The 12,708-nt window shown below is 70.8% G+C and carries 15 protein-coding genes; 9 read left to right on the forward strand and 6 right to left on the reverse strand.

All coding sequences use genetic code 11. The annotated features are described in order from the left end of the window. The coding region (locus ACI3KY_RS19030) for a cytochrome b/b6 domain-containing protein (RefSeq protein ID WP_404931700.1) at window positions 1-993 on the forward strand (993 nt) is incomplete at its 5' end. Between the two features lie 267 nt (window positions 994-1,260). Here the strand turns inward: ACI3KY_RS19030 and ACI3KY_RS19035 are convergent. Then, complete coding sequence (locus ACI3KY_RS19035) at window positions 1,261-1,950, reverse strand: pentapeptide repeat-containing protein (RefSeq protein ID WP_404931701.1); 690 nt, start codon at window positions 1,948-1,950, stop codon at window positions 1,261-1,263. A gap of 58 nt (window positions 1,951-2,008) precedes the next feature. Here ACI3KY_RS19035 and ACI3KY_RS19040 point away from each other — a divergent pair, with 58 nt between their 5' ends. From ACI3KY_RS19040 to ACI3KY_RS19055, 4 genes are all read left to right on the forward strand, one after another. Then, entirely contained in the window at window positions 2,009-2,884 is an 876-nt protein-coding gene (locus tag ACI3KY_RS19040) for an LLM class flavin-dependent oxidoreductase (RefSeq protein WP_404931702.1), read from the forward strand. A gap of 142 nt (window positions 2,885-3,026) precedes the next feature. Next, window positions 3,027-4,292 (forward strand): histidine kinase, encoded by a 1,266-nt coding sequence (locus ACI3KY_RS19045; RefSeq protein WP_404931703.1) that lies wholly within the window; start codon window positions 3,027-3,029, stop codon window positions 4,290-4,292. Continuing rightward, window positions 4,280-5,044 carry a response regulator gene (locus tag ACI3KY_RS19050; protein ID WP_404931704.1) on the forward strand — a complete coding sequence of 255 codons (765 nt, stop codon included), beginning with the start codon at window positions 4,280-4,282 and terminating at the stop codon, window positions 5,042-5,044. Before ACI3KY_RS19045 ends, ACI3KY_RS19050 begins: the two co-directional genes overlap by 13 nt. After that, on the forward strand, window positions 5,041-5,898 hold the full coding sequence (locus tag ACI3KY_RS19055; protein ID WP_404931705.1) for a hypothetical protein: 858 nt from the start codon (window positions 5,041-5,043) through the stop codon (window positions 5,896-5,898). Before ACI3KY_RS19050 ends, ACI3KY_RS19055 begins: the two co-directional genes overlap by 4 nt. A 106-nt stretch (window positions 5,899-6,004) precedes the next feature. Here the strand turns inward: ACI3KY_RS19055 and cofE are convergent, their stop codons facing one another. Both cofE and ACI3KY_RS19065 read right to left on the reverse strand, forming a co-directional pair. Next, window positions 6,005-6,781, reverse strand: a complete 777-nt coding sequence (gene cofE, locus ACI3KY_RS19060; protein WP_404931706.1) for a coenzyme F420-0:L-glutamate ligase — start codon at window positions 6,779-6,781, stop codon at window positions 6,005-6,007. Between the two features lie 81 nt (window positions 6,782-6,862). Continuing rightward, window positions 6,863-7,369: a GNAT family N-acetyltransferase gene (locus tag ACI3KY_RS19065; protein WP_404931707.1), complete on the reverse strand. Its 507-nt coding sequence runs from the start codon at window positions 7,367-7,369 to the stop codon at window positions 6,863-6,865. 203 nt (window positions 7,370-7,572) lie between these two features. On the opposite strand from ACI3KY_RS19065, the gene ACI3KY_RS19070 reads away from it, so the two are divergent. Continuing rightward, the gene (locus ACI3KY_RS19070) at window positions 7,573-8,133 is read left to right on the forward strand and encodes a thioesterase family protein (RefSeq protein WP_404931708.1); all 561 of its coding nucleotides are present in this window, start codon (window positions 7,573-7,575) and stop codon (window positions 8,131-8,133) included. Window positions 8,134-8,159: 26 nt separating this feature from the next. On the opposite strand, the gene ACI3KY_RS19075 is transcribed toward ACI3KY_RS19070, so the two are convergent. Then, entirely contained in the window at window positions 8,160-8,465 is a 306-nt protein-coding gene (locus ACI3KY_RS19075) for an ATP-dependent DNA ligase (RefSeq protein WP_404931709.1), read from the reverse strand. 137 nt (window positions 8,466-8,602) lie between these two features. Here ACI3KY_RS19075 and ACI3KY_RS19080 point away from each other — a divergent pair, with 137 nt between their 5' ends. Continuing rightward, on the forward strand, window positions 8,603-9,391 hold the full coding sequence (locus ACI3KY_RS19080) for an EAL domain-containing protein (RefSeq protein ID WP_404931710.1): 789 nt from the start codon (window positions 8,603-8,605) through the stop codon (window positions 9,389-9,391). A 93-nt stretch (window positions 9,392-9,484) separates the two neighbouring features. Here ACI3KY_RS19080 and ACI3KY_RS19085 read toward each other — a convergent pair whose 3' ends face one another. Continuing rightward, complete coding sequence (locus ACI3KY_RS19085; RefSeq protein ID WP_404931711.1) at window positions 9,485-9,742, reverse strand: hypothetical protein; 258 nt, start codon at window positions 9,740-9,742, stop codon at window positions 9,485-9,487. Between the two features lie 43 nt (window positions 9,743-9,785). Here ACI3KY_RS19085 and ACI3KY_RS19090 point away from each other — a divergent pair, with 43 nt between their 5' ends. Further along, a complete protein-coding gene (locus tag ACI3KY_RS19090; RefSeq protein ID WP_404931712.1) occupies window positions 9,786-10,088 on the forward strand; it encodes a hypothetical protein in 303 nt (100 codons plus the stop codon). Here the strand turns inward: ACI3KY_RS19090 and ACI3KY_RS19095 are convergent. Beyond that, window positions 10,080-12,032: a diguanylate cyclase domain-containing protein gene (locus ACI3KY_RS19095; RefSeq protein WP_404931713.1), complete on the reverse strand. Its 1,953-nt coding sequence runs from the start codon at window positions 12,030-12,032 to the stop codon at window positions 10,080-10,082. The genes ACI3KY_RS19090 and ACI3KY_RS19095 overlap by 9 nt on opposite strands. Window positions 12,033-12,250: 218 nt before the next feature. Here ACI3KY_RS19095 and ACI3KY_RS19100 point away from each other — a divergent pair. Next, window positions 12,251-12,708: hypothetical protein (locus ACI3KY_RS19100; protein WP_404931714.1), on the forward strand; the 458-nt coding region annotated here is incomplete at its 3' end.

Genomic DNA, 12,708 nt, shown 5'->3' on the forward strand with positions numbered 1-12,708 from the left:
CACTGCCCCCGGGTGAAGGGTCCGATCCGCTGCGCCTCGGCGGCCTCGGTGGCCGCAGCCGAGCCGCAGCGGATCGGACCCTTCACCCGGGGGCAGTGGGCCGGCATCGTGATCGTCGGCGGAGCGGGCCTCCTCTACGCCGCGGCGATGGCCGTGCTCGCCGTGCGCTGGCTGCTGTCGACGTCGTGGGGCACCGACTTCCTCGCGACGTACCCGGGCGAGTATCACCTGCCCGAGGGCGCGCCGATCGGGTTCCCGGCGTGGCTCGGGTGGCAGCACTTCTTCAACGTCTTCCTGATGGTGCTCATCATCCGGTCGGGTCTGCGGGTGCGCACCGAGAAGCGGCCGACCGCGTTCTGGTCGCCGCGGAACAACGGCCGCCGCAAGATCAGCCTGAACCTGTGGTTCCACCAGTCGCTCGACATCCTGTGGCTGGTCAACGGCGTCGCCTTCGTCGTGCTGCTGTTCGTGACGGGGCAGTGGATGCGCATCGTGCCCACCTCGTGGGAGGTGTTCCCCAACGCGGTGTCGGCCGCGCTGCAATACGTGTCGCTGGACTGGCCGACAGAGAACGGGTGGGTGAACTACAACGCGCTGCAGCAGCTGGCGTACTTCGCGACGGTGTTCATCGCCGCGCCGCTGGCCGCCATCACCGGTGTGCGCATGTCGGGGGTGTGGCCGAAGAACGCGGCGGGGCTGAACAGGGCGTACCCGGTGGAGTGGGCGCGTGCGGTGCACTTCCCGGTGATGCTGTACTTCGTGGCGTTCATCGCCGTGCACGTGTTCCTCGTGTTCGCGACCGGGGCGCTGCGCAACCTCAACCACATGTACGCGGCACAGGGCTCGGTCGATCCGAATGCCTACGCGGACAACTGGACGGGCTTCTGGTTCTTCGTCGCGTCGCTCGTGGTGATCGCGGCCGCCTGGATCGCCGCGCGGCCGCTCGTGCTGGCCCCCATCGCCCGCCTCTTCGGCAAGGTCTCCGGGCGCTGAGGTCTCCCCGGCGCGGCGGGCGGCGTTTCGTCTCGCTCGTTCCTCGCTCGCTCAACGACCGGAAGACCGCGGGGCGGGCGGCGTTTCGTCTCGCTCGTTCCTCGCTCGCTCAACGACCGGAAGACCGCGGGGCGGGTGGCGTTTCGTCTCGCTCGTTCCTCGCTCGCTCAACGACCGGAAGACCGCGGGGCGGGTGGCGTGTCGTCTCGCTCGTTCCTCGCTCGCTCAACGACCGGGCCTTGGTCGCCGGTCGCACAACGACCGCCGTCAGTCGTCGACGCGGATGCCGGCGAGGTCGGCGAGCGCGGGTGCCATGAGCTGGAGCTGCTCGGACGAGATCGTCGCTCCGCGGAGCCCTTCGAGGCCCACCACCTGAGCGATGTCGGCGCCGCGCAGGTCGACGTCGGTGAGCCGTGCCCCGCTCGCGTTCACCGTGCCGATGCGCGTGGACTCGAACGTGACGCGCCGGGCCGCGGCATCCAGCAGATCGATCTCGTCGATGGTGGAGTCGATGAAGGCGACGTCCAGCAGTTGCGCCGCGCGCAGGTTGACGTAGCCGAGTTTGCAGCGGGTGAAACGGATGCCGCGCCACGACGCGTCGTACGCCTCGAAGGATCCGAACCGGCTGTCGCGCACCTCGACGTCGCGCCAGTCGCTGCGTGCACCGGAGACCGCGGGGATGTCGGCCCCGGCGATCACCGATTCGGTGAGGTGTGCGCCGCGCAGCGTCCAGGTGCCGACCCCGAGGCCCTGGAAGCGGCAGACCTCGACGGTGTCGCCGACCTCGAGCTGCCATGTCTCGCGGATCACGTCGGCGTATGCCACAGCCTCGAACGGGGCGGAGCCGAAGGTCTCCGGGTCTCCAACGGGGAGGTCGCTCAGCACGCTCTCGTCGAAGTCGAACTGGGGTGCCTGCGTACCGCTGCCTCTGCGCGCCGTCTTCGTCCGTATCGCCACCACTGCACCCTAGCCCGCTGTCACGACACGACCGCCGCCGCGTGCCATCCTGGGTCGCATGACCCTGCGTCGCATCAGCCTGGTGATCCCTCCCGTCGGCCCGTGGGGCGCACAGGCGCGCTGGTACCGCTGGGCCGACGAGGTCGGGTATGACGTCGCCTACACCTACGACCACCTCACCCACGCCACGGCCCGCGGCGACTGGCTCGGCGAGGCATTCACGACCCTGACGGCGGCCGCGGCGGTCACCGAGCGGATCCGGCTCGGGACCCTCGTCGCGTCCGGCGTCTTCCGCCGGCCGGTTGCGCTCGCGCGGGCCGCGATGACCGTGCAGGACATCTCCGAGGGGCGCCTCGTGCTGGGGCTCGGGCTGGGAGCACCCCCGTGCGAGCTCGCCGATCGCGGCGAGAACTCGACCATGGGGGAGATGTCCGCGCGCTTCGCCGATGTCGTCGAGGGCTACCGGGCGGTGCTCGACGGCGCCACGCAGTGGCAGGGCAAGACGATGTCGTTCACCGGCCTCGAGACGACGGGGCGCCCGGAGGGCGTCGACGCCCCCGAGCTGCTGCTCGCCGCGCACGGCCCGCGCGCGCTGAGGTTGGCAGCGCGCTACGCCGACACGTGGAACACCTACGGCGGACCAGGGTCGACGCAGCTCGAGGGGGAGGAGTACTGGCAGCTGATCGCGCAGCAGGCCGCCGGCTTCACGGCGGAGTGCGATCGGGTCGGACGAGACCCGTCGACGGTGCGGCGCTCGCTGCTGCTGGGCTTCGGCCGCGTACGCCCGACCTCCGATGTCGACGCCTTCCTCCAGGCAGCCGAGCAGGCGGAGAGCCTCGGCGTCGACGAGCTCGTGGTCTACAGCCCCGACTCGCCCGCCGGTATGGGCTCGGACCCGCGCGTGCACGAGCGGGCGCTCGCGCAGCTGCGCTGACATCGCGCGGACCCCGCCTACGCGGCGCCTCGCACAGGGGGCACCCTCGAGCTCAGGGCCCGGACTCGTGGGGGATAACCCGAAGACAAGACTCCGGCTGCCTCGGGCGCGCCCGGCGCCCCGCGCGCCTACCGTAAGGGGCATGACCTCCTCGGACTCTCCCGCCGTCCACCCGGTGACGCGGCCCGCCCAGGTGGCGGGCGCCATCGCACAGCTCGCCGCGCTCGGCGTGATCGGCGTCACCGCGTTCACGCTCGTCCTCTCGCTGCTGAGCGTCGGCATCGCCCTCGTGTTCGTCGTCGGCATCGGCCTGCTGGTGCTCGCGGGGCTCGTCTACGTGCTCTTCGCGCTGGGATGGCTCGAGACGCAGCGGGTCGACGGTCTCTACGGCTTCGGGCTTCCCGCACTCCGGCCGCGGAGGAGCGGACGGCCCGGATTCGGCGGCGCCATGCGGACGCTCTGGCTGCAGGCGATCGACCCGCTCACCTGGCGGGCGATCGCGAACCTGGCGATCGCGACGATCCTCGGATGGGTCGTGGTGGCCCTCGCCGGACTCCTGGTCTCGGGCGCCGTGCTCGCCTTCACGCCGCTGTTCGCCGAGTCGAGCGCGGTGCGACTGGCCCGCACCGGCATCGAGGTCCCCCTCTCCTGGGCGGTGCCGGTCGGCATCCTCGCCGTGCTCGTCGGCGCCGCCGGCCTTGTGGGGCTCGGCGTGCTCCACGGCATCATGGCGCGGGCGATCATGGTGCCGTCGCGCGAGGCGCAGCTGGCGGCGGAGGCGCGCGTCTCGAGCCAGCAGCACGCCGGCGCCGTCCGCGCTGCCGACGTCGAGCGCACGCGCATCGAGCGCGACCTCCACGACGGCGTCCAGCCGCGGCTGGTGTCGGTCGGCATGACGCTGGGCCTGGCGCAGCAGAAGATCGAGACCGACCCCGAGGCGGCACGCGCCCTCATCGCCGAGGCCCACACCTCGACCAAGGCGGCCATCACCGAACTGCGACAGCTGGCCCGCGGCATCCACACGTCCGTCCTCGACGATCGGGGACTCGACGCCGCCCTGTCGGCGCTCGTGGCCCGCTCGGTCGTGCCGGTGCACACCGACGTGCGGCTCGACGGCCGCTGCAGCCGTGAGACGGAGGCGGCGGCGTACTTCGTTATCGCCGAAGCGCTCACCAACGCGGCGAAGCACTCCCGGGCCACCGAGGTGCGGGTCGTGGCGCGGCTGCGCGAACCGGGCACGCTGTGGGCGCGGGTCGAGGACAACGGCGTGGGCGGTGCGCGGGTGATCGCCGGCGGCGGACTCGACGGCATCGTCAACCGCGTTCTCGCGGCCGGCGGCGAGGCCCGCATCGACAGTCCCGTCGGCGGACCGACGAGCGTGGAGGTGAGCATCCCGTGCGCATCCTGATCTGCGAGGACTCGGCGCTGCTGCGGGCAGGCCTCGTGCGGGTGCTCGAGGACGCCGGCCACCAGGTGGTCGCGGCTCTTCCCGACGCGTCGCACCTCGACGAGACCGTCGACCGGACCGCTCCCGAGCTGTGCATCCTCGACGTGCGCCTGCCCCCGAGGTGGACCGACGAGGGCATCCGGGCGGCGCTGTCGCTGCGCGCCCGGCTGCCCGAGCTCGCCGTCCTCGTGCTGTCCCAGTACGTCGAGGAGCGCTACGCCGCCGACCTCATCTCGTCCAGCGGCGGCGCACTCGGCTACCTCCTCAAGGACCGCGTCGCCGACGTCACCGACTTCCTCGAGGCGATCGAACGCATCGCCTCGGGCGCCACCGTGCTCGACCCGGAGGTCGTCGCGCAGCTCCTCAGCCGTCGCACGCGGGACGAGCGGATGCTGCGCCTCACGGATCGCGAAGCCACGGTGCTCGCCCTGATCGCGGAGGGCCGGTCCAACCAGGCCATCGCGAAGACGCTGCACGTCACGGAGGGCAGCGTCGAGAAGCACATCACCGCCGTCTTCCAGAAGCTCGACCTCGAACCCGATGAGTCCGGCAATCGCCGCGTGCTCGCGGCGATCGCCCACCTCGAGCACGGCGGCACGACGCCGCCGGCGCCACCCGCTCCACCGACGCCTCCCTCGCAGACACCTCCCTCGCAGACACGTCCTTCGCAGACACCGGGCGGCCGCGGGCCGCAGACAGGAACGAACCGATGAGCACGACCATGACGCCTCCTCCTGCCGCCCCCGAACGCCTCGCCGACGCGCCGACGCCGCCCGCCGGCGGATCGCGCGTCGTCGCGATCGTCATCATCGTGCTGGGCGCCGTCGTGCTGCTGGGCGCGATGACATCGGCGGTGGTCGGGACCATCGCATCGGCATCCGTCCACACCTCGACGCGTTCCCTCGACGTCGCCGGTGTCGGCGAGCTGGACATCGACGCGGCGGCGGGAACGCTGCGCGTCGAGTTCACCGACGTGCCGGAGGCCCAGCTCGAGGTCACCAGCTCGTGGGGCGCGGAGAACTGGCGGTTCGAGCGCGACGGCGACACGCTCGAGGTGGCATCGCCCGATCGGTTTGGATGGTTCGGGTGGCGCGGCTGGTTCGGCGACGGCGGAGCGGATGCCGTGCTGCTCCTGCCCGCCTCCCTCGAGGGCCTCGACGCGGACGTCTCGCTCGCGGCGGGCGAGTTCGTGACCGACGGCGACTTCGGCGAGCTCGACCTGTCGCTCGCAGCCGGGTCGTTCGACGTGTCGGGATCGGCGGAGTCGCTGAGCGCCGACGTCAGCGCCGGCCGCGGCACGCTCGAGCTCGACGGCGTGGCTGAGGCCGAACTGACGGTCAGCGCCGGCTCGCTCGACGCGGTGCTCACGGGCACCAGGCCGGATCTGATCGAGGCCGACGTGAGCGCCGGCACGCTGCGGATGACGGTGCCGGAAGGCGACTACGACGTCACGTCGGACGTGTCGGCCGGCGAGTTCGAGAACGAGATCGGCTCCACGCCGGGCGCCTCGAGCGTGGTCCGGGTGCAGGTGTCGGCGGGTCAGGCCGTGCTCAAGGCAGGGCGCTGAAGCGCCGGCAGCGCCGGCTCGGGTCGGGCTCGGGCTCGGAAGGGCTCGGGCTCTGCTCGGCTCTGCGGCGCCGTTCCGGGTCGGGTGATGAGCCGGGTCGACACGTTCAGGCCGAGGCGGCGGCCGTGCCGGCGGCGAACCCCTCGGCGTAGGCCTCGTCGGCACCCAGGCGGAACATGTCGCGCTCGAGCGGGCGCACGATCGAACGGGCACCGGGCAGGTCCAGATCCCCGACGAGGTCGGCGCGTCCGCGCACCACGGCGACCGGGCGGCGCGCGGCCTTGCCCTTGACGAGATCGGCCGCTGCCGCCAGCTCGTCGGCGACGCACGGCATGGTGACGACGAGCGGTCGGCCCTCGGCATCCGTCCCTCCGCGGAGGTCCTCGAAGACCTGGACCCCTCCGGCCCCGATCGCGTGGTCGGTCTGACCCTCGCGCCAGGCTCTCCCCAGGGTGTCCGAGACGATCACGCCGACCTGGACGCTCAGCCGTTCGCGCAGCCCGGCCGCGATCGCCCGGGCCGAAGCGTCGGGGTCGACCGGCAGCAGCAGCACCGTTCCCGCGGGGGTGTTCGAGGCATCGACACCGGCGGCCGCCGAGACCATCCCCAGGCGGTTCTCGACGATGCGCGTCGTGAATCCGGTGGGCGTCGTGCGGGATGCCACGACCCGCACGGACTCGGAGGTGATCGCGTCCTCGCGATCATCGGCCTCGATGAAGCGGTCCTCCGCCTTCGACACGATCTTGGAGGTCACGACGAGGATGTCGCCGTCCGCGAGCTCCTGGCCACCGGCCTGCACGATGATGTCGACGAGGTCGGCACCGGCCTCGATCTCGGGGATGCCTTCGAGAGGCCAGACGGTGAGCGCGGTGCGAGACGGCATGGGTCCAGTCTTCCGGAAACGACGAGGGGGCGCGTCCGGCGAACCGGACACGCCCCCTCGTGAAAAGCGGACAGCGGGCGATCAGCGCACGAAGCGGACTTCGGTGAGCGTCTCACCGAGGAACGGCTCGGTGTGCGTCGCGCCGTCGAGCGTGAAGCCGTTGCGCGCGTAGAAGCGGTGCGCGCGCGGGTTGTCTTCGGCGACCCAGAGGTAGAGGCCCTCGGCGGGCTCGACGACCGCGTCGAAGAGGCGCTGGCCGATGCCGGTGCCGTGGAACGCGTCCAGCAGATAGATGAAGTACAGCTCGCGGAACCGCGGCGCATCCTTGTCGCGGGCGGGACCGGACCCCGCGAACCCGACGATCTCGCCGTTGACGAGGGCGGCGAACATCTTGAACTCGGGCCCCTGGACCGCCCAGTGGGTCCAGAGCTCGGCGAGGCGCTTGGGTGAGACCGCCTCGAGGGCGGCCTTGCTGATCAGGTGGTCGTAGGTTTCGTGCCAGGCGGTCGCGTGAACGCGGCCGAGGGCCTCCGCGTCGACGTCACGCACCGGACGGACGACGATGTCGGTCTGGGTTTCGGCTTCCATGGCCAGACTCTACGCGGCTCGGCGCGAGACCAGAAATCCGGAGAACACCCGGTGAACGCCGTATGGCGAACGGATGCCGCGACGCTGGCGTGACGCACTTCTCGGCGCAGGCGGTGTGAGCGCCGGGTATCCACGAGCGCCCACATGTCAGGATTCGACAATCGAATGGGCGGATCCGTCGAGGATCGCTACCATCGCACCTCGTGAACGTGATGTGGCGGACCCTGATCGTGATGCTGACCGCGCGCCGGCGCCTGCGACGGGGCGGGCGGCTCGAGCCGAGCGGGATCAGCCGCATCCGGCTGACCACGCTCCTCACCGACATCGACCTGCTGCGTCATATGAACAACGGCCGCTACCTGTCCCTGTTCGATCTCGGCCGCTGGGACCTCCTCGTCCGCACGGGTCTCTGGGACGTCATGAAGACCCACGGCTGGTACGCCGTCGTGTCGAGCGAGACGGTCACCTTCCGCAAGTCCCTCAACCTCTGGCAGCGCTTCGACGTCGAGTCGCGCATGATCGGCCACGACGACAAGGCGGTGTACCTCGAGCACCGCGCCGTGGTCGACGGCCAGGTCTATGCCCGCGCCATCATCCGGGCGCGGATGATGAAGCGAGCGGGCGGAACGCTGTCGCACGAGGAGCTGTTCGCCGCCATCGGGCGCCCTGAGGGCGTGCCGGAGGTGGACGAGTGGGTGCACGAGTGGGCTGCGGCATCCGCTCTTCCGCCGACGCGTGCGGAGGCGCCGAGCGTCTGGAGCTGACTCGGGCCCGAGATCCGTGCGATCCGCTAGGCGGGAGGATCGGGCTCGGGCACCATCGTCAGACCGGCGGGGGAGTTGGCGGCCTTGGTGAGCGCCTCGACCCAGGCCGGATTCAGGCGTGGCTGACGTCCGCCGAAATACTCGAACGTCAGCGTGACGTTCGGGCTCAGCCAGATCGACGTGCGGCCGAGGCCGCTGCGCATCGGGTCGGTCCAGGTGAAGGGGAATGCCTCGCCGCGCCGGAGCTTCGCCCAGATCACCTGCTGCAGGTGCGCGAGGATCCGGTCGTCGAACGAGACAGTGACCCGTGAATCGTAGGTGAGCGTTCCCATCGTCTCCACAGTAGTCGTCGGTCCGGCGGATTCACGCCTCTCAGCGCGGGTCCACAGACGGCGAACGGCATCATAGTCGTTTCGCGGCTCTTTGTCTGGTGTTGCGCCGGAACACGAAGCTCGTCGACGCTGGGTGGATGGTCAGCTCGCCTCAACTCACTCGGGACCTGCGTTCGGCGCTTTCATCAGGCGAGCTGTCGGTCGCATTCCAACCTCAGTTCGATCTCTCGGGATCGATCGCTACGGCCGGCGCGGCGCTTCCCGAGCCTGTCGCCGTCGAGGCACTCTGCCGCTGGAACCACGCCGTTCTGGGTGCCGTGTCGCCCGAGCGGTTCATCCCGCTCGCGGAAGCGGGCGAGTTCCTCGATGAGATGGACGCTCATGTGTTCGCCCGTGCGGCGGCACAGCTCGCGCAGTGGCGGGCCGAAGGTCACCTGCTCAGCCTCGCGGTGAACGCGTCTCCGGCGCACTTCTCGTCGAAGTACGCCCACGCGGTGCTCGTCCAGCTCGATGCGCTCGACCTCGACCCCGCCGTGGTGACGATCGAGATCACCGAGGCGCCCTCACCGCAGCTGCGACCGCCGATGCTGACCGCGATCCAGTCGCTCCACGCCGTCGGCGTCGCCATCTCCGTCGACGACTACGCCGCCGGCGACACCACCGTCGCCATGCTCGAAGCGATCCCCATCGACGAGGTCAAGATCGACCGATCGCTCACGCAGCGCACGGACGCCGCCGCCGACGACGCGATCGCCGCCGTCGTGGAGAGCAGCGGTGCCCACGGCTGGCGGGTGGTCGCCGAGGGGATCGAGACCATCGCGGATCTCGAACGCTCGCGAGCCCGGGGCTGCCACCGCGGTCAGGGCTACCTGTTGGGTATGCCGCTGTCGGCTGACGACATGGACACGCGACTCGCCAGGGTCTGACGATCCGGGCCCGGCCGGGTCGTCGCCGGGCCGATCCGCTCCAGGGAGGAGTGGTCAGATCTGAGGCTCAGCGCCGGGGGCGCACCGCGTAGCTCAGAGCCCGTAGTCCGTCGCGTCGTCGGCCGATTCCTCCGCGGCGCCGCTCGCGTCGCCCACCTCGAACTGGGACCACGTGACGGGCATCCCGGGAGAGAAGAGGATGTCGACGCCCGGCCCACCGCGCAGCGGTGGGATGTTCACGTAACCGCCCCCGCCCTTGATGGCCTCCAGGATCTTGCCCTTGAGCTCCGTCACCGGGTCGGGGAGGAAATAGTCGCGTCCGTCGACAGTCAGTCGGTTCACGATCGCCATGGCCCCACAGTACCCGCCCGTCGGCGGCGGTTAGGATCGAGCGGTGGGCACACTTCACTACGGCTCCCCTCCGGCCTCCTTCGAGATCGACGATCGCGCGCTCGCTCACATCGAACTCGTGGTGATGGCGAAGCTTCGCCGTCGCGAGAACCTGTCGTTCTCGCTGGTCGACGAGCAGACCTCCGTGCGGCAGGCGATGTGGATCTCGCCGGTCACCACGCTGCGCTTCTCCTACGACGGTCCCATGCCGGAGATCAACCGGCTGTGGCTGCAGGAACTCGTCGACACCGCCAACTCCTCCAGCGGTCTCCGGCTCGTGCCCGAGCCGGAGCTCCCCTCACGCTGAGACGCGTCCGCCGCCGATACGCTTCGCCCGGTACATCGCCGCATCCGCGGCATCGATCAGCTTCCCCGGCGAGCTCTCGCCCTCGGTGGCGACGACGCCCGCCGACGCGTACACCGTGATCTGGGTGCCGCGGACGAGGATCGGCTCCCTGATGGCGGCCACCGCCCGCCCGGCGATCGCGGCGGCCTCGGCTTCGCCTGCGCCGACGCACACCATCACGAACTCATCGCCGCCCAGCCGCACGACGGCGTCCGAACCGCGTGCCACGCCGCTCAAGCGCCGGCCGATCGCCGCGAGCACCGCATCGCCCATCTCGTGCCCGTACGTGTCGTTGACCGCCTTGAAGTCGTCGAGGTCGAGGAAGACGACGGCGAGCGACTTTTCGGAGCCCGCCAGGAGCTCCTCCAGGCGGTCGTCCAGGAAGCGGCGGTTGTGCAGGCCCGTGAGCGGGTCCCGCAGAGCGAGTTCGGCGAGCTCCGCCTGCGTGCGCGCCACCATGGCGGAACGGATCTCCTCACCGAGCTCGAACGCGTCCTGAGCGTGCTCGCCCCACGGCAGGCTCCGCCCGGTGACGCTCTCGCGCCAGGCAGAGAAGGACCGTCGCGGCGAGAGCGGGTGGTCGCGGTTCGCGGCGCTCTGGTCTCCGAGCCAATCGACGGATCGTGCCACTTCGCTGCGGACGAACACGAGCATGTCGCCCTCTCCTCCGAGTGGGACGATGAGCAGGCCCGTGACGTCCGGGATCTCGACGGCGAGCTCCGGCCGTTCGAGGGGGAGTGACTCCCACACGAACCGGCCCACCTCGAGTTCGTCAACGACGGCGAACAGGCGGTCGGCCGGGGGGACGACGCCTACGGTGTGCACCAGATCGCCGATGCGCAGCAGGGCTCCATCGGCAGGCACGACATCGAGCACGGTGCGGGAGCCCGCCATCAGCACCGGCCCGACGTCGGCGCGACTGTAGAGCGGGGCGATGATCGACATCCGCCGCTCACGGGCTTCGAGCTGCCGGCGCAGGCGATGGATCTGCTGGGCGGCGGTGAGCTGCGTGCCCACCTGCGTCGCCATGACCTCGAGCGCCCGCCGCAGGAGCACGGGCATCCGGCGCGGTGAACGGTGTGCGCAGGTGAACATGCCCACGAGGTGGTCGTCGATGACGATGCCGAACGACACCGTCGACGCCTGACCCATGTTCCGCATGAACTGAAGGTGATGCGGCGAGACGGCCCGGAGCTCGGCGACGCCGAGATCCACCGGAGCCGTCTCGGGCAGCAGGGTGTGGAGGGCGAGGCCCGGGTCCTCCGTGTCGGCGATCACGCGCGAGCGCTTCTCGATGTAGAGGGCGCGCGCCTGCGAGGGGATGTCGGATGCCGGGAAGTGGAGTCCGAAGTACGGCTCCATATCGGGCTCGCGCTCATCGGCGACGATCTGCCCGTGCCCGTCCTCGTGGAACTGGTAGCACATGACGCGGTCGAAACCCGTGATGTCCTTGATCTCGCGGGCTGCCCGACGACGCAGCTCGTCGGGATCGGAGACGCCGGCCAGACGCTGGATCGCGCTGACCACACCGGTGCGCACGTAGTCCAGGTCGGGCACGATGGGCTCCAGCTCGAGGAGAAGAGGACTCGTGCCTCGGTGTGCGATGACGTCGTACGCCCTGCCCTCGAACTCCGCACGGACGGGGTCGACGGCGACGCCCTCGCCGATCGCCCGGATCAGCACCTCGCTGCCGGTCTCGCGCAGGTCACGGCCGAGCCAGTGCTCGACGTTCTCGCTCGCCACGACGACGACACCGGTCGGCTCGTCTACGCCGAAGAGGATCCCGTGGGATTGGATCCGGCCGATGGTGCGGATGGGTTCGGTCGAGCATTCCAGCAGCCGCAGGTTCTCTGCGGTATCGCGGGAGCGGTCGTCATCGAAGGTCCGTGAAGAAAGGTCGGTCAACGCATGCCCTTCGGTACATGTGGGGGGACGGGGGGAACTGCGTTGGCGAGATCTCCCATCCTATGCGGGACTCCGGCGGGCTGCGAAGACTCCTCCCCACCGGTCGCTAGCGCACGCCGATGCGCGGCGCAAGCGGTTTGCCCCGGGGGTCCGGGTGCTGTTGCCTGGACGATCGAGGCGCCGGCGATCCCGCCGGTGCGGGAGGGAAGGAGTGCGCCGTGGATACGAGCACCCTCATCTGGATCATCGTCGGCATCGCCATCGTCCTGGTCATCGTCGTCGTCGCCCTGCTGGTGACGGCGAAGGGGCGCCGCGCGCGTCGGATGGAGCAGCAGCACGGGCGCGCCGAGAAGCTTCGCGCCGACGCGCGGGAGACCGAGCTGCAGGCCCGTGAGCACGAGGCCGAGGCGGCTCGCGCCCGTGCCGACGCCGCGGCAGCCTCCGCGGCCGCCGAGGACGCGAAGGCCCGCGCCGCCCAGGCATCGATCGACGCCGAGCGCCGCGCCGGAACGATCGACGACCACAGCACGGAGGCGGAGAAGCTGCGCCAGCAGCAGGCGGAGACGCTGCGCAAGGCGGACGACGTCGACCCGTTCGTGGGCGACGACGGGCGAGGGACGACGGCGACCACCGGCGCTGCGGCCGCTGACGACCGCGCGGCGGTCCGCGACGGTGG

The sequence above is a fragment of the Microbacterium sp. ZW T2_14 genome (genome assembly GCF_044987405.1).
Lineage (GTDB): Bacteria > Actinomycetota > Actinomycetes > Actinomycetales > Microbacteriaceae > Microbacterium.